At 44.4% G+C, this 18748-nt stretch carries 18 protein-coding genes and 1 riboswitch; of the genes, 1 reads left to right on the forward strand and 17 read right to left on the reverse strand.

Going from position 1 to position 18748, the window contains the following annotated elements; genetic code table 11:
• Positions 1–22 precede the first annotated feature (22 nt).
• From ELZ47_RS09160 to ELZ47_RS09240, 17 genes are all read right to left on the reverse strand, one after another.
• Positions 23–1501, reverse strand: coding sequence for an acetaldehyde dehydrogenase (acetylating) (locus ELZ47_RS09160; RefSeq protein WP_125331206.1), 1479 nt, complete (start codon positions 1499–1501; stop codon positions 23–25).
• Between the two features lie 6 nt (positions 1502–1507).
• A complete protein-coding gene (locus ELZ47_RS09165; protein ID WP_125331207.1) occupies positions 1508–2071 on the reverse strand; it encodes a BMC domain-containing protein in 564 nt (187 codons plus the stop codon).
• A 15-nt stretch (positions 2072–2086) separates the two neighbouring features.
• Positions 2087–2740, reverse strand: a complete 654-nt coding sequence (eutL, locus tag ELZ47_RS09170; RefSeq protein ID WP_032913438.1) for an ethanolamine utilization microcompartment protein EutL — start codon at positions 2738–2740, stop codon at positions 2087–2089.
• Between the two features lie 15 nt (positions 2741–2755).
• A complete protein-coding gene (gene eutC, locus ELZ47_RS09175) occupies positions 2756–3676 on the reverse strand; it encodes an ethanolamine ammonia-lyase subunit EutC (protein ID WP_126435866.1) in 921 nt (306 codons plus the stop codon).
• A 16-nt stretch (positions 3677–3692) separates the two neighbouring features.
• A complete protein-coding gene (locus ELZ47_RS09180) occupies positions 3693–5063 on the reverse strand; it encodes an ethanolamine ammonia-lyase subunit EutB (RefSeq protein ID WP_002915829.1) in 1371 nt (456 codons plus the stop codon).
• A 31-nt stretch (positions 5064–5094) separates the two neighbouring features.
• Positions 5095–6528: an ethanolamine ammonia-lyase reactivating factor EutA gene (eutA, locus tag ELZ47_RS09185; protein WP_061592164.1), complete on the reverse strand. Its 1434-nt coding sequence runs from the start codon at positions 6526–6528 to the stop codon at positions 5095–5097.
• A gap of 113 nt (positions 6529–6641) precedes the next feature.
• Positions 6642–8078 carry a sensor histidine kinase gene (locus tag ELZ47_RS09190; RefSeq protein ID WP_125331210.1) on the reverse strand — a complete coding sequence of 479 codons (1437 nt, stop codon included), beginning with the start codon at positions 8076–8078 and terminating at the stop codon, positions 6642–6644.
• Positions 8078–8653 carry an ANTAR domain-containing response regulator gene (locus ELZ47_RS09195; protein WP_002902510.1) on the reverse strand — a complete coding sequence of 192 codons (576 nt, stop codon included), beginning with the start codon at positions 8651–8653 and terminating at the stop codon, positions 8078–8080. Before ELZ47_RS09195 ends, ELZ47_RS09190 begins: the two co-directional genes overlap by 1 nt.
• 24 nt (positions 8654–8677) lie before the next feature.
• The gene (locus ELZ47_RS09200; protein ID WP_002898216.1) at positions 8678–9022 is read right to left on the reverse strand and encodes a BMC domain-containing protein; all 345 of its coding nucleotides are present in this window, start codon (positions 9020–9022) and stop codon (positions 8678–8680) included.
• A 96-nt stretch (positions 9023–9118) separates the two neighbouring features.
• Entirely contained in the window at positions 9119–10261 is a 1143-nt protein-coding gene (locus ELZ47_RS09205; protein WP_125331211.1) for a 1-propanol dehydrogenase PduQ, read from the reverse strand.
• 310 nt (positions 10262–10571) lie between these two features.
• Positions 10572–10720, forward strand: a riboswitch (adenosylcobalamin (AdoCbl) riboswitch).
• A gap of 259 nt (positions 10721–10979) precedes the next feature.
• Positions 10980–11579, reverse strand: a complete 600-nt coding sequence (locus ELZ47_RS09210) for a cob(I)yrinic acid a,c-diamide adenosyltransferase (protein ID WP_002915832.1) — start codon at positions 11577–11579, stop codon at positions 10980–10982.
• Positions 11580–11591: 12 nt separating this feature from the next.
• Positions 11592–12659, reverse strand: coding sequence for a nicotinate-nucleotide--dimethylbenzimidazole phosphoribosyltransferase (gene cobT, locus ELZ47_RS09215; RefSeq protein WP_125331212.1), 1068 nt, complete (start codon positions 12657–12659; stop codon positions 11592–11594).
• A 1-nt stretch (position 12660) separates the two neighbouring features.
• Entirely contained in the window at positions 12661–13527 is an 867-nt protein-coding gene (locus tag ELZ47_RS09220) for a kinase (RefSeq protein ID WP_125331213.1), read from the reverse strand.
• Positions 13520–14614: a threonine-phosphate decarboxylase CobD gene (gene cobD, locus ELZ47_RS09225; RefSeq protein ID WP_125331214.1), complete on the reverse strand. Its 1095-nt coding sequence runs from the start codon at positions 14612–14614 to the stop codon at positions 13520–13522. Before cobD ends, ELZ47_RS09220 begins: the two co-directional genes overlap by 8 nt.
• A 63-nt stretch (positions 14615–14677) precedes the next feature.
• A complete protein-coding gene (locus tag ELZ47_RS09230) occupies positions 14678–15112 on the reverse strand; it encodes a EutP/PduV family microcompartment system protein (protein WP_125331261.1) in 435 nt (144 codons plus the stop codon).
• A gap of 39 nt (positions 15113–15151) precedes the next feature.
• On the reverse strand, positions 15152–16468 hold the full coding sequence (locus ELZ47_RS09235; RefSeq protein WP_125331215.1) for a haloacid dehalogenase-like hydrolase: 1317 nt from the start codon (positions 16466–16468) through the stop codon (positions 15152–15154).
• A 308-nt stretch (positions 16469–16776) separates the two neighbouring features.
• Positions 16777–17418 carry a lantibiotic ABC transporter permease gene (locus ELZ47_RS09240; RefSeq protein WP_125331216.1) on the reverse strand — a complete coding sequence of 214 codons (642 nt, stop codon included), beginning with the start codon at positions 17416–17418 and terminating at the stop codon, positions 16777–16779.
• A 186-nt stretch (positions 17419–17604) separates the two neighbouring features.
• Between ELZ47_RS09240 and queG the strand changes: the two genes are divergently transcribed.
• Entirely contained in the window at positions 17605–18747 is a 1143-nt protein-coding gene (gene queG, locus ELZ47_RS09245; protein ID WP_126435867.1) for a tRNA epoxyqueuosine(34) reductase QueG, read from the forward strand.
• Position 18748 lies beyond the last annotated feature (1 nt).

The following is an 18748-nucleotide window of genomic DNA, read 5'->3' on the forward strand; positions in this document are numbered from 1 at the left end:
CAATTTTAATGTTTAATATTGACTATTTTAGTTTTTCCAATACGCGTTGAACCAACAAGGTTACCAGTTCTTCTTCGTTTGATCCGTCAACTGCTACTGCTTTTGGTTCTTCCACTGCCATATTTTCTGCTTGTCGCAGGTCTGACAGTTCAGCTGTTCCGTAAGCTACACGACGGATATTGAAGAGATTGAGCGGGCTGACATTATCAGATGTCGCGCTGCCACCCACAGCTCCACAACCCAAAGTAAAGGCTGGGAAGAGACCAGTCGTTGCACCGACACCACCCAGAGCTGCTGGCGTATTGATCAGCAGACGAGATACTGGTTTTTTCAGTGCAAATTCACGAATAATTTCTTCGTTTTGACTGTGAATAGCAAGAGTGTGGCCTGCACCTTCGTGATGCAAAATCTTAATGCTCAGCTCACAAGCTTCCAACCAGTCCTTGACAGTGTAGAAGCCTAAGACTGGAGCCAGTTTTTCCATAGAATATGGATACTGCTTGCCGACGCCTGTTTCTTCTGCAATCAAGACCCGAGCATCTGCTGGAACTGAAATACCAGCTAACTCCGCAATCACTTGCGGTGTTTTACCAACCATCTTCGGATTCATCGCACCACTCGGCTGGATAATGAAGGCACCCAGTTTCTTAGCGTCTTCTGCTGGAACAAAGTAAGCACCTTGTTTCTTGAACTCTGCTACAACCTTTTCCTTCATATCTTCTTCGACGATGATAGATTGCTCAGATGCACAAATCACACCATTGTCAAAGGTTTTAGAATCCAAAATCTGACGAACTGCTTTTGGCACATCTGCTGTTCTTTCGATGAAGGCTGGACCATTACCAGGACCTACACCGATTGCTGGTGTACCAGATGAGTATGCTGCTTTGACCATGGCATTTCCGCCAGTCGCCAAAATGAGATTTGTATCCTTGTGTCGCATCAACTCATTGGTAGCTGCGATGGATACCCGATGAATCGCACTGATGGCTCCATCCGGACAGCCAGCTGATTTAGCAGCTTTCTTGATGATTTCCACTGTTTCCTCAATACTCTTAAGAGCATTTGGGTGAGGAGAGAAGACGATACTGTTTCCTGCCTTCAAAGCGATCAAAGCCTTATACATAACTGTTGATGTCGGGTTGGTTGATGGAATCAAGCCAGCGATGACGCCGACTGGAACCCCAACTTCCAAGACTTTCTTTTCCTTGTCTTCGCGGAGAACCCCAACAGTTTTCATATCCTTAATTTCTTCAAGAATACCTTTGGAAGCAAGAGCATTTTTCAATACCTTGTCTTCCCAGCGGCCAAAGCCAGTTTCCTGAGCCGCCATTTTTGCTAGGCGTTCACGCTCATCATAACAAGCTTTCGCTACTACTTTTACAATGGTATCAATTTGCTCTTGGCTCATTTTAGCAAGTTCTTGTTGGGCTTTCTTTGCATCCCGAATCAAATTCCTTACTTCCTGAATCGATACCAAATCTTTATCTTCTAAAAACATCCGCAATTACTCCTCTCCTATTGTTTCCATCAAAGTCTCAACGAGAAGTTTCTTGTTGGCAAATTTTATTTCTTTCTTGCTGAGACGGATACCTTCTTGATGATAGGCAAGGCTGCGTAGTTCGACGACTTTTAGTTTTTCCAGTTCTTCTCTGGTGTAGCTCCTTGTCTCTCCTTCAAGCTTCTTTGCTGGTTCAGCCTTAGTTTCCTTTACAGGCTGAGGCTTTTCTTCGATTTTTTCTGAAGGGATTGTTTCCGCCGTAGAAGCAATCTCTTTTTTAGCTGTTTTACTATTTCTCTTTGGTACAAAGAGAATGTCTGTCTGGTTATCCAACCTAGAAATTACATGGCTGGCCAGATAGTAAGGTTTATCCTGTACCAACTCAACTGCCGCATCAACCGCTGAGCGGACTGCACTGACATCGCCTATTAATTGAACTGTGTTCAAACCAGCTTTGACCGTTTCAATATTAAGCAATGATACATTGGCAGCCTTCAAAGCCGCATCTGCCGCAACTACAGCACCTAGATAACCTTTTACTTCAATTAAACCTAGTGCTCTATCTGCCATTTAATCAACTCCTAATCAATAACTTTTAGGATCATTTGCTACTGCGATGACTGCATTCGCAAATGCGTCGCAGGCAGCTCGGCATGCTGACTGTGATCCGACCAGAAGGCCGCCGGCAAAGTTGGTTTCGCTCGGTGGTCCATAGAAGGCTCCAACTTGCACATCTGCCGCTTTCAAAGCCGCATCCAGTGCCACCATAGCTTCACCCGGTGGAGCAATCAAGTAAGCAATCGCTGTTCCTTCTTCTGCATTAGCTCCCTCTGACAGGTAAGAACCTGCACGAGAGATACAATGAGCAAAATAAGGAATGCTGTCATCATCATTGGCACTGTAGAAGCTAGCCCCATTTTCGATTTCATAGACTGCTACATCCAGACCGCTGCGAACTTCTTCTGGGTTTGGACCAGCCAAGATACCGATGACTTCACCAGCCAGCTTAGTTGAAGCGTTGCCTGCACCAGCGTACATACTGCGAGCATAGACTACTTCGACATCTGCTGCCTTGGTTGCTTCATCCAAGGCTACATAAGTGACATCATCACAGTCAGAAGTGATAATTCCCAGGCTTCTGTGATGTGGTTTAAGCTCCAAAGAAGCTGCCAAACCTGCATCCACGTTCGAAATCAGAAGGGCACTTAATACACTTGCACCTAATCGATCATTTTTCAAAGCCACTACCTCCTATTATTTCAAATCAATTCCTGATTTCTTATTATCAAGAATCTTCTTAATGATTTCTGCTACATAGGCCCCAGCTTCAACGGCTGGTGTTCCGCCTTTATGAATATTGGAAACAACGGTCCGTTTCGCTTCTGGCATACCAACTGTTGGCTTGTAGGCCAAGTAAGCACTCATGGACTCAGCTGTTACTAGACCTGGACGCTCACCGACCAGCATACAGATAACTTCTGCTCCAGTCAATTCTGCGATTTGGTCCATAGCTGCAACCCGAGCATGCTTGATAAAGAGTACTTCACCAAAGTCCAGTCCGAACATTTTCAGACCTTGCTTCAGAGCTGGCAGAAAGTCTTTGACGTTAGCCTCAATAGCTGATGAGCTAAGACCATCGCCAACGACAATCTGAACCTTGGCATTAGGTTTGCATTTTTCTTTGATAATCGCCTGCTGATCTTCAGGGAAGATGCGGCCAAAATCTGGACGTGTCAAGTACTCATCCTTAGTTGCTGCCTTGGTCTGTACAGGAATGAAGCCCATTTCCTTGATAAAGTCATCTGAAACATAGGAGAAGACCGCATCCTGAGCTGCCGCATGGTCTGCTCGGAAACGCAGAACAGTTTGTGTCTTGTAGCGATCACCTGCCCGCCACAAGCCCAGACGTGCCGGAGTAAATTTCTTAATCTTCCGGTAGGCTTCTTCATTGATGGCATTCGGAATCAAGAACTGTTCCTGGATATCTACTTCCGTTATATCTGGAATGACGCCATCTTCTATCACTGAAGTGTCTTGTTTGACTTCTTCCTGCAGAGAAACTGCAGATTTTTCAACTTTATTCTGGTCAGTCGCTGCTGTTTCTTTAGCAGCTGAGTCGCCGCCCATCTCATTTAACAATGAGCGAATCATTTCTTTTAATTGCAATTCATCCACAATGATTTCCTCCTTGCTAATTTTGTCTCATAAAGATGGAGCCGTCTCCGCCGATTTCTGTCAGGTGGCCATCTTCCATCAAGCCCATCTTTTCCATCCACTCTTCAAATTCCTTGATTGGACGTTTGTTGAGAAGTGAACGCATGGTTGCTGTTTCATGGTAACCAGTTGTTTGATAGTTAAGCATGATATCGTCACCATGAGGAATCGCCATGATGTAGTTAACATTAGCTGCTCCGAGAAGAACCAAGAGATTTTCAGCATCGTTTTGGTCAGCCTTCATGTGGTTAGTGTAGCAGATATCACAACCCATTGAGATACCAGTCAGTTTGCCCATGAAGTGGTCTTCCAAACCAGCACGGATAACCTGCTTAGAATCGTAGAGATACTCAGGTCCAATGAATCCAACAACGGTATTTACCAAGAATGGATCAAAGCGTTTAGCGAAACCATAACAACGAGCTTCCATAGTCACTTGGTCTGCTCCATGGTGAGCGTCAGATGAAAGTTCAGAACCTTGACCTGTTTCAAAGTACATGACATTCGGTCCAGCAGCTGTTCCTACTTTCAGGGCTGTATCCCAAGCTTCTTGAATGATTTTAGCATCAAAACCAAAGGCTTCATTTCCTTTTTCAGAACCAGCGATAGACTGGAAGACCAATCCTGTCGGAGCACCTTGATTCATGGCTTCAATCTGAGTAGTAACGTGAGCCAGTACACAGTGCTGAGTTGGAATCTTGTACTCTTCGATGAAGTCGTTAAACTTATGCAAGACCCGTTTAACACTTTCTACTGAGTCGTCAACTGGGTTCAGTCCTAAGAGAGCATCCCCACATCCATAAGCAAAACCTTCCATAGTAGAAGCCATGATACCGTCTGGATCGTCTGTGGTATGGTTTGGTTGAAGACGAGAAGAGAATGTTCCCGGCATACCAATCGTTGTATTCGCATGTTTGGTAATGACAATCTTATTAGCAGCCACAATCAAGTCCAAGTTGGTCATCAACTTAGCAACAGCCGCTACCATTTCCGAAGTCAACCCACGAGACAGCCATTGAATGTCCACGTTCTTAGTCTTGTTATCCAAGATCCATTCACGCAGCTCTTCTACTGTCCAATTCTTAATCTTTTCGTAAGTACGAAGATTGACGTCGTCAATGATAATCCGTGTTACCTCATCTTCTTCATAAGGCACTACTGGATTATTGAACAAATCAGACAGTTTCAGCTGAGCTAGTACAACCTTAGCAGCGACACGCTCTTCAGCAGATTCTGCTGCTACTCCGGCTAGCTGATCTCCGGATTTGTACTCATTGGCTTTGGCCAGCACTTCTTTTACGGATTTAAATTCGTAAAGCCGACCAAACAATTTTGTTTTCAAAATCATGGATTACTTCCTCCTTTGTGTAAATAAAAGTTTAATTAAACACCAATGTTTTCACAACAATCGGTAAGACCGAGCCTTCAATGACTGGATTACCAATATCGATATAGTCGCCATTTTGAACATCCACTGAGTCAATGCAGACAAATGGATAATCCTTTGGCAACTGAGCAAAGAGACATTGACCTAAAACCTTGGCCATATCTTCTCTGACTACCACTAGCAGCGGAATTTTCTTTTCAATACTTTCGCTCATTCCGCTGACAATAGCCTCTGCGTATTCCAAAACTCGGGCGAAGCTTGGGCTTTTTTCTCCATTGATTGCCAAAGCCACCTGCTGGACTTCATTTTCCAGTGTGAACCAGGCTACCTTGTCCCTGATAATCTGCTGCAGTCCCTCCTTATCCTCATGCTCATCAGAAGCTGCCAGTTTGAGAACTGGAATGTTCTTAATAGGGAGGATATCAGAGATGTAGGTAATGGTACTGCCACTGACATCGGTCGTATGGCTGCCGGCTCCAACAACGGTTGCCCGAATAGTCTCAGCTGACTGGATGACTTTCTTTTGATCAAAAATCTTGGATTTTCTCAGCGCCCTGCCAAGCAGGATACCGATATCCCCATAGCGGAAATCATCCGCCGAGGTCGTTTCCAAATATATTCCATCAGCTACACCACCAGAAAAGGATACGCAGTGGAGATCATAGTTCAACTTGAGACCGTGGTTGGTCTGTAGGAGCTCATAGTAAGGACTGTGATTGTCAATTCCTACAGACTGTTCTAATACGGAGACCATTTCTTGAATCAGCCGATCCAAATCAGCCCGATGGACCGTTTCACCAACTGCCAGCTGAAGCCCCTGCTCTGCAATGATAGTCTGCAGTTTTGGAGCAATATAGCTAATCCGCTGGGTCTGCGGATCCATCTTTATCAGCCGACCTCCGATATCAAAACACCCTGTATCAATCACATCTCCTTCTCGGAAGACCGCCAGATTGGAAGTCCCCCCACCAATATCAATATTGACGACTGATGTATGATGCTCTTGAGAATACTGATGGCTGCAGGCCCCTTTACCAGCGATGATACTCTCAAGGTCTGGCCCAGCCGTCGCAACGACAAAGTCACCAGCGTAGCCACTCAGTGCTTGGAGCACCTGACTGGCATTTTCCTTGCGAGCCGTCTCACCAGTAATGATGACTGCTCCCATCTGAATATCTTTTTTCTGAATGCCTGCCTTCGCATACTCATTCAGAACAAAGTTTTTGATCTTATCCACCTCGATCAAAAGTTGATCCGAAATTGGTGTGAAGATAATTTCACTTTTATAAAGAACTTTTTTATCTGTAATATAGACACGAGGAATAGTAAACACAGAAGCAATATTCTCGATGGTAAGCTCTGAAAGGATCAGCTGTGTAGTGGCTGTCCCGATATCAAGCCCCACACTCAAAATTTTATCTGACATACTAAAAACCTCCAAAAAAAGACGCTCAAAGCAATGCAAACAAACAGAGTTCATTTACATTCTTCAAGCGTCATTGCTTTTTTCGACTGACATCATTGTTAGTCTGGTAGTATTTATTTTTTAAAACGAATAGTCGTTGTCGTCCCCTCATGGTCTGAGTGGATAGACAAGGTTCCAAACAATTTTCCTTGGACAAAGCGCTCCACCAAGAGTAAACCCAGATGATTCTCAAAGGCATGCTCTTGATTGTAACCGCTACCATTATCCAGTGCTTTTAAAGTTATTATATCATTTTTAAGTCCAACCTGCAAATGGATTTGCGGCTTTTCTGGATATTTTTTGTCCTTAAAAGCATGTTCATAGCTGTTTTGCAATAATTCATTGACGATTAGCGCCAGTGAAGTAGCCCGGCTGCTGTCAAGACAGAGTTCCGGTTCCAAGCTGTAGGTCAGGGCTATTTCCCTATGCCCGGAAAAACAGCGCTGAACATTTTCGATAACTTTCTTCAGCAGATGCTCAATCTGAATGCTGTCATCCTGCTGAGAAGACAGGAGCTCGTGAGTTGCCGCTATGGAGAGCACACGATTCATACTGTCATTAAGAGCTTTTTTGGTGTCTGCTCCTGGACTTTGCTGAGCTTGTAGTCGCAATAAGGAAACAACGGTTTGCAAGTGATTCTTTACCCGATGGTTCATTTCACGAATGGTAGTTGTATGGGTTAAGAGCTGCGCTTCCTTTTCCTTGATGTCTGTAATATCCTTACAGATCATGACCATATTTTCACTCTCAGCCAGCAGGTAGCGCTTGACCAAAAAGCAATAAGTGCCATAATGTACCTCAACTTGGTGAGGTTTTTCTTGAGGGGCTTGCGGTCCCAGCTGCTGTATTTCTTCAAAAGGCAGACTGTCTAAGACCAGATTGCTATAGTGCATTCCCTCAATCGGGTCCATATAGCCTAGCTTATGGCGATAAGAGTCGGCAGCTGCTTGATTGAAATACTTGAGATAGCCTTGCCGATTAAAAACCAGACAAGCTTCGTCAATATGATCAAATAAAACAAACTGCTCTTGAGCTGTAATCTCAGGATTGCTCCGTAACTCAAAATCGTCGTCCTCTTTATCTAAAGACAAGTGGTCCGGCAAAGTCTGTGGAGCATTTCTTTCGATAATCAGCGTTCCAATGACGCGCTCTTCTCTCACTATCGGAAAGACCGTCTGATGGATGGCTAAGCCCTCCTGCGATCTGGCCGAAAGCCCAATCGAGGGAGCGCCCGTCTCCAAGGTCCGGATAACACCTGGCTCATTTTCCAGATAGGCCATAGCACCTACGACCGAGTTTTCGTACAAGCTGAGCTTGCTTTCCGGTTTTTTGTGAAAGATGACAATGGCATGTTCCGAAAAGATGTTCTTTACGTCAATGAAGACATCTTCATTGGCATAAGCTGAGTTTTTCAATAATTCGTCAGCCTGTTGGACAAGATGCTCGATATCAGCCTCATCCAAATTTGTCTGTTCCTGACAAAGCTGCTTTATCTTATCTTTATACATCATTACACATCATCTTGGAGCACCAGCAATTTAGCAATCTCAATCATCGGCACTCTCTTTTGCATACTAATTGTCCGAATGCGTTTGAAAGCTTCTGGCTCTGACAAATGATCACGAGCCATCAACAAGCCTTTGGCCTTTTCAATCACAATCCGATCGTCTATCTTTTTCGACAGCTTGACCATTTCATTGGACATCTGCTGAAGCTGGCGGCCCTTCTCAATGCAGACCTCTACCATTGGAATCAAGGACTTGGCATCCAAAGGTTTAACCAAGTAAGCACTAATCCCATTGGTTTTAGCTTTTTGAACATAGTGTTCATCACTGTAGGCTGACAGTAGAATCACACTGTAAGCTAAAGCATCTTCGAGTATCTTCTTACCCGCTGTCAGGCCATCCAGAAGCGGAAGTTTGATGTCCATCATGACCAAGTCACAACGATATTTCTGACACAAATCAATAGCCTCAAAGCCATCGGATGCCTCAGCCACCACTTCATAATCAGCTGCTTCTAATATATTTCGGATATCTAATCTTACAATTGGATCATCATCAACAATTAGTATTCTGCCCTTCATACTTCCCCTCGACAGTTTGATTTTTTATGTCCGTGTTACGACAGTACTGGAGAAGCCCAAAATCTCTTCCAGACCTTGTAAAACGGCAATGAGAGCTGCCTCAACAGAAGAAACGTCACCTGTCATCACGACAGAGCCGCTGAAACGATCCACAAAACCAACTTGAACATCTGCAGCCTTGGTCGCAATATCAACTGCAATGATAGCCGCTTCACTCGGAGTGATCGTCAAGATTCCAATCGCATCCTTGATTTCTGCCTGCAATCCTAATTTTTCAAAAATGACTTCATCAGGATTAGCGATAAGGTGCGCCAAGGTCACTTGTTTCCCAGGAACGTATTCCTGTATCATTCTTTGTTTTTCTTCCAATTTAGTAAACCTTCTTCATGATTTTAAACGTTCAGAAGTGTACTGCATGCTCTTAATCATTATACAATAATTTTGGCATAACAGCAATTCAGAGGATTAAAACGCTTTCTCTAATACTTTAAGCAGTTCTTCTGCCGTAGGGACACGAGGATTAGTCGGAGTACAGCCATCATGCAGGGCAGCTTCTGAAATTTCTACCTTGTACTGAGCAAAGACATCTGCTTTCACACCGTATTCTCTCAGAGAAGTTGGCATCTCCAGCTTTCTCTGGAGCTTCTTGATAGCTTCAACTAGCTGTCTTACTCCTGACACAGGGCTTGAAGCACTGCATCCCAGTAGTTTAGCAATATCCTGATAGCGGCTGGCTACAGTCTTGTCTACTGCCTGCCGGCTTCTATTATTGAGATCGATACCAGCATTATACTGAATGACATGGGGCATTAAAATACTGTTTAAACGACCATGGGGAACATGGAACTTAGCACCTGCCGCATGAGCCAGACTGTGGTTAATACCCAAGTAAGCAGTATTGAAGGCCATACCTGCCAGAGTGGATGCTGCGTGCATCTTTTCACGCGCTTCTACATCCTGACCATTTTTGTAGGCTTTAGGCAGATATTCAAAGACTAGCTTAATTGCCTTTTCAGCCAAGGCATCGGAGAAGTCGGTCGCCTCAGTGGATACATAGGCTTCAATAGCATGAGTCAGCACATCCATTCCTGTATCTGCTGTGATGTTGCTAGGAAGAGACATAACCAAATCCGCATCCAAGATAGCAACATCTGGCAGAATTTCACTGGTCACCAACGGATACTTGGTGCCTTTGTCTGCATCTGTGATAACAGAAAAGTCAGTCACTTCAGATCCAGTTCCGCTTGTTGTAGGAATGGCGATGAGAATAGCCTCTGAGAAGGCACCCTGCTTCTTGGCAAAATAATACATAGCCTTGGAAGCATCAATGGCAGAGCCTCCGCCAATAGAAAGCACAATGCTGATTGGCTTGTCTCCTGCACTCTTGATACCAGCCACAACTGTTTCGATTGGCGGATCAGGCACAATATCTGTGAAAACAACAATATCATTGCTGTCATCAAAGTTGGCTAAAATAGTATCCAGCGTGCCAGATGTCTTCAAAAAAGGATCCGCAACGACTAAAATATGCTCGTTTTTATAATGGCTTAATTGCTGCAGAGCGCCCTTGCCCACATGCAATTCAGTCTTATAGGAAATCTTATACATCTTTTCTCCTTTCTGTTGTATCTATTTTTAAACAAAAAGAAACTATATGAAAATAAGACTGCTCCCCTACACACGTCACAGCATTTTCATATAGCTTCATTGCTTATTTATCATCAGTACCCCTTTGTACTATATTGAATTATAACACAAAAGCGCTTTCATGGCAATGAAAAAGTCATTAATATAAGAAATTTTTAGTGCCGCTTCTCTTTTCAAAAACAAGCTTGTTTGAAGGATTAAATTTTTATTAAAATTTGATTCGTTTTCCTTGTAATTACCTGTGAAAGGTGTTACAATCTAGTTACTAGGAAATTGATTTTAGTACTTTTAAGGATATGGAAGTCTGGTGTAAATCCAGCGCGGTCCCGCCACTGTGATAAGCTTTTCAGCTTTAAGTCAGGTCTTTATTCTTAAATTTTAGTAGATTTCATGCCTCGATGTAAGGTAGTGATGTCAGTTTGGAACAAACGTTTTAGCTTAGTTTCCATTATTGACTCTACGTTTAAGTACGTTAATTTTCTAAAGATGAGGTTTCACTTGTCTTTCTGCAAAGGAGCAGAGTCAATAATTGGAAAGCTAGTGCTAATCAACGACGCTTAGCATAAAGATACAATGATGTATAGGCGGCTTTCTTTTTTTAGAAGATCAAAATAAGTTCTGTCCTTCCAAGACTTGGTAAAAGTCAATTTGGAAAGACAGAACTTTTTCTATTCTTTTATCACTGGCGCTTGCTAGCCCAACGCTCAACATCCGCCTTGGTGATATTGTGGAAGACCTTGGCACCTCTTTCATAGGCCACGTCTTCTTGATGTTTGGTAAAGTTGATTACTCGAGCTAAGGCAAAGAAGTAATCTGACAAACGGTTGACAAAAATCAGGACATTATTGTTAATTTCTGTAGTCCACATCGTTCCTACGATGTGACGCTCTGCCCGTCTTGCAATGGTTCGAGCTACATGAATCATGGAAGCAATCTCGTCACCGCCCGGCAGGATAAACCTTTCCAAAGCTGGTGGAATTTCTGCGTAAGTATCAATCCTCTCCTCAATCCAGTCAATCAGCTGCTGATCGACCTTATAAGGGTAAACTCCCTGAGGAGTAGAGAGGTCTGAACCACAGTCAAAGAGATAATGCTGCAGCTGGAGCAGCTCATCTCTCAGCTTATCATCCTTGTCCAACTTGGTAATCGTATAACCAATCCAAGAGTTCAGCTCATCAATGGTTCCGTAAGCATTAACTCGTTCCGCATCCTTAGCGACACTTTGGCCGCCAACTAGCTTGGTCAAGCCCTTGTCACCTGTTTTTGTATAGAGTTGCATATTTTTCCTCCTTTAAGTCACATTTTTGCGAATATCAATATAATCTTCTTCTTTCAAGCTGCCTTCAGCAAAGGTTGGCATGTGTTCCATGGTATAAACAGCATTTTCCAGCAGAAAGAAAGCCAAAGGACAGCCTGTGCCTTCACCCAGTCTCATGTCCAGCAAAAGCATGGGATCCAGTCCTAGAAAGTCACTGACCAGTCTGTAAGCAGGCTCCGTCGAAGCATGGGAAGCAAAGGTATAGTCCAAGACATGAGGGGTCAGCTGATGGGCAATCAAAAGCCCCGTCAGAGAGATAAGACCATCCACTACACAAGGCAGCTGATAGCGGGCACAGGCAAGATGAGTGCCTGCCATAGCCAGCATATCTAGCCCACCAAGCTTAGAGGTCAGATCAAGAATATCTCCATAAGGAGTGTGACGCTCCAAACACCGCTGGATAATGGCTGTTTTATGAGCCTTCATATCCTGAGTCAGACCAGCTCCATAGCCTGTGACGTCCTCTGCTTTGAGACCAAGAACTGCCGCAATGACAGCAGCCGAGGTGGTAGTGTTGCCAATCCCCATTTCTCCTGTTCCAAAGAGACGATATCCATCTTTAATCAAGGCCTCTGTCTTCTTGTAGCCGACTAGAACTGCCGCTATTGCCTGCTCACGAGTCATGGCTGGCTCCTCGAGCATATTGCGCGTCCCATGACAGACCTTATCCCCATTCTCCTCAAAGATATCCTTCTTGCAGCCAATATCTACCAGACAGATGTCTGAACCTGCATGTTTGGAAATAGCACACAAGCCTGATTTCCCTGCTAGAATATTGCGAGCAACAGTATAAGTAGTTTCTTGAGGGTTGGCAGAAACGCCTTCAGCCACAATGCCATTATCTGCCACATAGACGAGAACAATCTTCTTATCCAAATCAATGGGACCAGAAAACATGGCATACAAGCGAGCATAGATGGTCTCAAGCTTTCCCAAGGAGCCCGGCGGCTTTCCTAGCTGATCACAATAGCACTGGCCTTCTTGAAGCTTGTCTTTATCTATCGGAAGAATCTGCTCAATAATTTTTTCTAAGTCTTTCAAACTAGTCTATCTCCTCCCTGACCGGCTGCACCCCTTCAAAAATAATCCTGCTCAAAGTCCGAGTCTGATAATAAGCCCCACTGGCTGAGCGAGCTAGTTCAGCCTCTAGCTTAGGCAAGACTTCTAGCTGTTCCCTGCTCAGCAACAAACCAACCAATGTACCACTATGTGCAACATTGAGGCCTAAACACTGGTGTTCTTTTACCAAATTCAGTAATTCTTTCAGATAGGGCTTGGGTAGCCGTTGGTTGTTCAACAAAGCACTATAGCTCGCTAAATGGCCAATTTGTTCCAAGCTTTTCTCCTGACAAGCCTCCTGAAAGAGAGGAAGCAAGTCTTGAGATTCCGCAGCCGGATAGCTAGGACTGTCCTTCATCCGAACCAAGTCAAGAGTTGTCACCATCTCCACAGGCTCCAAGATATAAACATAGAGCTCCGGTCGCCAGTCTGTCTGCCAGACAACTTGACCAGTCAGGGGATTAATGACCGTCCAGTCCGCAAAAGCCACCGAGTCAGTAGGCTCAATCTTGGCACAGAGACGCGTCAAATCTGCCGCCTTTAGAGGCTGCTTTTGTCCCAGAGCAGCTGCCTGCAGGCAGCTAATCATATCAGCTGTGCTGCTAGAATAACCCTTGCTGATAGGCAGGTCTGACTCCTGAACAAAAGAGAAATCATTGGACTCAGGCAGGAGCTCCAGAGCTCGCCTTACCTTTTCACCTTGGGCTTGCCTTGCGAGAGACGAAGCCCCGTCCAATCTCACTCGACTGCGCTTCTCAATCCCATAGGAGAGCAGGACCTCCTGCTCTCCTACTAAACCTTGAAATAATTCACCGCAGGAACCTGGACAGGACACGATTACCTTAGTCATAAGGAGCCTCTTTCGCCAAGACCTCTGTCAGACAAGCCAAAAGCTGTTCATTCTCCTGATGGCTGCGGATGGCTATGCGGTAATGCCGGTCTGTCAGATCATGATAATTTTGACAGGAACGGATAAAAATCTTTCTCTGCCGAAGCTCCTGACGCAAGTCCTGCCGACCTAGATACTCAAAGAAGATATAGTTGACACTAGGCTTGACCGGTCGAATCTGTGAAAATTCAGTCAGCCCTTGAAAAAGGAAATCTCTTTCTAGTCGAAGCCACTGCTTGGTAGCTTCCTGATAGGCCTGATCTTCCAAAAGGACAGGCAGGGCGCGATCAGCCATAGCATTGACCGACCAAGGAGCTCGGCTCCTCTCTATCTCATCAAAGCAAGTCGGATGACAGCTAAGAGCATAGCCCAATCTCAGACCAGGAATAGCATAAAACTTGGTCAGAGACCGCACCACTACTGCATTTGGATAGGTGGCCAGACGTGAGACGAAGCTATAGTCCTCCTCATCGTCCAGAAAGTCCATAAAAGCCTCATCCAGTATCAAAAAGATTTGCCGCTCCTGCAGGTCCTCAGCTAGCTTTTCTAACTCAGTACGCCGAATCAAGCTACCCGTCGGATTATTAGGATTGCAGATGAGTACAGCGTCTCCTGCAGTCAGTGAATCCAAGGCCGGCATCATGTCAGCTAGATTCCACTCATAGGATGGGGAAGGGAGGCTAAAGCGCTCCACCTTGGCCTGCACTTGCGAAAAGGCTTTTTCATATTCCATGAAAGTAGGGCTCAGAGTCAGGACTGTTTTTGGACGCAGGAAGCGGGCCAGCTCATAAAAGACTTCTACTGCACCATTTGCCAGCAGGACATTGTCCTTTTCTAGGCCATGATGATGTGCCAAAAGCTCTCTGGAGTGGCTGTAGCTGATGTCTGGATAATGAACCAGCCAATCAATGGACTCGGTCAGACAAGCCCTCAGCTTTTGAGAAATCCCCAAAGGATTGATATTGGCACTGAAATCCAGACAGTCTTCTAGAGAAAAACCAAATTCCTCAGCCAAAGCTGCCGCATTTCCCCCGTGCTCTACTTTCATAAATAGACATTCCTTCCTCGTTTCCTTGTTAGAATCTAGTATACCATATTCGCCTTCTCGTCCCTATTCTGCCTCCAAATAGGCCTGGAGACGGTCGATTCCTTCGTTTTCCGTCGCTGATATTTCAAAAATTTCCTTGGCTCCAGCCGCTTTCAGCTGCCGCCGTGCTTTTTCAATCTGTTCTTCCTTATCAGCCATATCGATCTTGGTGACAATGCCAATCACTTCTTGATTGAAAAGGGAGGAAAAGCCCTGAGGAAAGGTCTGCATCTGATTGGAAGCTGCTACCAGGAGACCAATCACATCGGCATCTGCACCCGTCACGTTCAAGGCATTATAATACCTACGATGCTGGAGAAATTCTCCAGGAGTATCAATGATGGTATCATGAAACTCAACCGCCTGAGTCTTATAGTAGGTCAGCTCCAAACCCTTTAGTCGCTGAGTCAGAGTGGTCTTACCCACTCCGACCGGACCGACAAACATGATTTTTTTCATATCTTGCATCCATTCCTCTCTATGACAGGGGACTGCCCGCTATTTACTGAGCTGGGCTTCCTTACTATCTAGTTTGATAGTTTCCCTGCCGTTGAGCAGTACACCTTTATTTTCATCGCGGCCTTGCAGATAGTAAAGGGCATCTTCTTGGCCATAAGTTTCAATTGCCTTGGTTTGCAAAAGACCGATTCCCTTGCTAGGATCTCTCAGAAGATTGAAGATGATACCCATTTGCAGTTTAGGGAAGTCCTTGAGCATAGCATAGTCGCCATTACTATCGCCGGCAATCAGGATTGGTTCTTGATTGTCATGATTGACAGCAATCAGCTTCTTGATGGTTTCTGTCTTGCCCTCACCTTGAGTCTGAGCATAGTTGGTATCGTATTCCGGCTGAATCACACCCTTATCATCCTTTTTCAGGCGCATAGCAGTGACATTTTCTTTAGGAATATTGTAGCCATACTTAGAATTGCTAGCATAAGGGATAATCACATCAATATAAGACGCTGAACAGATATAGACATCAATGCCGTTAGCCATCAGAGTCTTGTAGAGATTTTGCATTTCCTTGACTGAGCGAACACCCCGCTTGAAGGTTACACTGATTTGGCCTGATTCACCTTTCAAGCCTTCAGGACTTTCCCAGGTTTCAGAAGTCAGCTTGTCTTGAAGAGCCTGGTCAATAGACTTTTCAGATAGGGCTTGAACTTCTTCAGAAGTCATACCTGAATAGAGGTAGGTCACCCATGGATAGCTGATGTCTGAGCTGAAGGTGTCACCAATCGCTTCGTAAAGATAGCGGAGTTTAGCAGCAAAGTCTTGGTATTCATCAGTCTTTTTGACTTCTTCCAGAGACTTGTCCCCTTTCATTCCCTTATAGCTATTGTAAATAGCTGTGTAGTCAGAAAGCAAGTCAGCCGCAATCTTGTCAATATTCACTGGCTCACCATCTTTGTTATGGTAATCCTCAACAAAATCGTCGCTCGGTATATTGGTCCGCACTGCTTGGTCAAATTCTTCTGGCGTCATCTTAAAGGCCAGATTTTCAATCTGATAGGTAAAGGTTGCTTCGCCGATGTCATTAATGACTGTCGTATTGTCCCAGTCAAAGACGGCATAAGGTTTTTTATTTTTATCGTAGGTAGAGCTGGTGTTCCCATTCTCCTTGATAAGCTTAGTCAGACGAGCGTAAAGCTTGTCTTCCCAGACGCCCTTATCCAAAGTCTTAGCCTTGTCCTTATCTGTTGTCTCCGTCTTAGCCGAGGATGACTCAGTCGTCGTCTTATTATTCCCCGCTTGACAGGCTCCCAGAAGCAAAGCCAAACCACAAAGCAGCACAATTCCTTTTGTCCGCATAGAAACAATCCTCCATAAAAAAATAATAGTGCGCAAAAAAATGGCAGAGAAAAAACCCTTTGATTCTGAAACACTCGCTTCATTGCGATCAAATCAGGCTTCCTTGCCATTTTCTATACTGTTATTATATTATAAACTATCTGATTGACTTTGTCAATGAAGCGCTTTCAGATTTGTGAAAAAATAAAGGCAGAGAAAATTATTTCTCTACCTTACTGATTAAAATGCATTTACTCTAATCTTCTCAATCAACGTGTTAGAGGAAACCAAACGTATTCAAGACTAGACAGACCAATCCCCCTTCAATTCTACCATTTTTCAGGCACTTGATTTCTCCAGCCTGTGAAAACTTGTGCATAGCCCAGTAGATACAAGGGCGTCAATGCGATGCTCAAGCCTACCAAGGCAATAATCATATAGAGTCCTGACAGCATAAACAGGCGAGTGATGACTGCTACTCCTGCTGACAGGCAGCACAGGACGATAGCATGAATCTGCAAAATGTTGATCTTTTGTTTCTGTTCAAAATATCTCAATTTTGAGACGATTACCATCTGATAGAGCAAATTGATCAGCTGATAAGACAAGCTAAGTATGATAAAAATCATAAAAAATGCTAAGTAGTTCTCACCAAAAAAGATGGAGCCCCAAAAAAGCAATTCAAAATGAAGAAATAGGTAAGAGCTGGTCGGAATGATCTGTAGCACTTTGGTATCAAAAAACTTTTGGAATAACAAGAAGGCTAGCAACAAGATAGCGATATGCCCAATCGTAAACTGCATGACCATCATGCTCCGATCATGGATCTCACCACGCAAGAAAATCGAAACGATAAATACCAGTGAGATAAAAAATAACTCAATCAAACCGGCTTTATAAAAATCCAAATTTCTGATTGGACTATCATCCGTAATAAGGACATTCAAAAACTCATAATATCTCTTTTTCATATTATAACTCCCATTTATTAAAAAAATTCCCTAAACTTTGCGGAACTTTCTATAAAAAATTCCACATTTCATTATATCATATAGGCTATAGGATTAGGAAGTCTTATAAAATATTGGTATATCTTTAGAGGGGAGGCCTTTCTCAATCATTCGCCAAGTTGGCATTTTTCCGTTATAATAGTAAGGATGAACATCAAAGAAGAAATTATTAACTTAGCAAAAGAAATTGGGATTTCTAAGATTGGCTTTACGACAGCGGATGATTTTGACTATCTGGAGAAGTCGCTACGCTTGGCTGTAGAAGAGGGACGAAATTCAGGATTTGAGCATAAGAACATCGAGGAGCGAATCAAGCCCAAGCTGAGTCTGGCTTCGGCCAAGACCATTATCTCTATCGCAGTCGCCTACCCCCACAAGCTCAAGCAGCAACCTCAGAAAACGACCTACAAGCGGGGGAAATTCACCCCCAACAGCTGGGGACTGGACTACCACTATGTCCTGCAGGACAAGCTGGATCGGCTTGCCAAGGGAATCGAAGAGCTGACCGCTGACTTTGAATACAAGGGCATGGTGGACACGGGTGCCTTGGTCGATACTGCTGTAGCCCAAAGAGCAGGAATCGGCTTTATCGGCAAGAACGGCTTGGTCATCTCCAAGGAATTTGGCTCCTATATGTTTTTAGGAGAGCTGATCACCAATCTGGACATCGAGCCTGATCAGCCTGTCGACTATGGCTGCGGAGACTGCAACCGCTGTGTGACAGCCTGCCCTACTTCCTGCCTGATTGGCGATGGCAGCATGAATGCCAAGCGCTGTCTATCCTTTCAGACTCAGGACAAGGGCGTCATGGATTTGGAATTTCGCAAGAAGATTAAGACTGTCATCTATGGCTGCGATATCTGCCAAATCTGCTGTCCTTACAATAAAGGCTTGGACAATCCGCTCGCAACAGAGATTGACCCTGAGCTCTCTCATCCCGAGCTCCTACCTTTCTTGGAGCTTTCCAACGGTCAGTTTAAGGAGAAATTCGGTCATGTGGCCGGCAGCTGGCGGGGGAAAAACATCCTTCAACGCAATGCCATTATCGCTCTGGCAAATGCCAACGATCGCTCTGCCATTCCCAAACTGCTGGAAATTATCGACAAGGGGCAAAATCCCATTCATGTCGCTACGGCTATCTGGGCTCTGAGTCAGCTGGTCCGTGAGGCCCATCCAGAAATGATAGAACTGGTCATGGGCATCAAAAATCCAACTCCGCAAATCCAAGAAGAGCAAGGCCGTTTCCTAGAGAAATTTGGTCTAGAAGAAAAGCTTGTGATAAAAAACTAAA

Source organism: Streptococcus sanguinis (assembly GCF_900635155.1).
Classification (GTDB): domain Bacteria; phylum Bacillota; class Bacilli; order Lactobacillales; family Streptococcaceae; genus Streptococcus; species Streptococcus sanguinis_G.

Coding starts and splice junctions, on each gene's coding strand:
- ELZ47_RS09160 (WP_125331206.1), bottom strand. CDS start 1,501: ATGTTTTTAGAAGATAAAGATTTGGTATCGATTCAGGAAGTAAGGAAT.
- ELZ47_RS09165 (WP_125331207.1), bottom strand. CDS start 2,071: ATGGCAGATAGAGCACTAGGTTTAATTGAAGTAAAAGGTTATCTAGGT.
- ELZ47_RS09180 (WP_002915829.1), bottom strand. CDS start 5,063: ATGATTTTGAAAACAAAATTGTTTGGTCGGCTTTACGAATTTAAATCC.
- eutA (WP_061592164.1), bottom strand. CDS start 6,528: ATGTCAGATAAAATTTTGAGTGTGGGGCTTGATATCGGGACAGCCACT.
- ELZ47_RS09190 (WP_125331210.1), bottom strand. CDS start 8,078: ATGATGTATAAAGATAAGATAAAGCAGCTTTGTCAGGAACAGACAAAT.
- ELZ47_RS09195 (WP_002902510.1), bottom strand. CDS start 8,653: ATGAAGGGCAGAATACTAATTGTTGATGATGATCCAATTGTAAGATTA.
- ELZ47_RS09205 (WP_125331211.1), bottom strand. CDS start 10,261: ATGTATAAGATTTCCTATAAGACTGAATTGCATGTGGGCAAGGGCGCT.
- ELZ47_RS09210 (WP_002915832.1), bottom strand. CDS start 11,579: ATGCAACTCTATACAAAAACAGGTGACAAGGGCTTGACCAAGCTAGTT.
- ELZ47_RS09220 (WP_125331213.1), bottom strand. CDS start 13,527: ATGACTAAGGTAATCGTGTCCTGTCCAGGTTCCTGCGGTGAATTATTT.
- cobD (WP_125331214.1), bottom strand. CDS start 14,614: ATGAAAGTAGAGCACGGGGGAAATGCGGCAGCTTTGGCTGAGGAATTT.
- ELZ47_RS09230 (WP_125331261.1), bottom strand. CDS start 15,112: ATGAAAAAAATCATGTTTGTCGGTCCGGTCGGAGTGGGTAAGACCACT.
- ELZ47_RS09235 (WP_125331215.1), bottom strand. CDS start 16,468: ATGCGGACAAAAGGAATTGTGCTGCTTTGTGGTTTGGCTTTGCTTCTG.
- ELZ47_RS09240 (WP_125331216.1), bottom strand. CDS start 17,418: ATGAAAAAGAGATATTATGAGTTTTTGAATGTCCTTATTACGGATGAT.
- queG (WP_126435867.1), top strand. CDS start 17,605: ATGAACATCAAAGAAGAAATTATTAACTTAGCAAAAGAAATTGGGATT.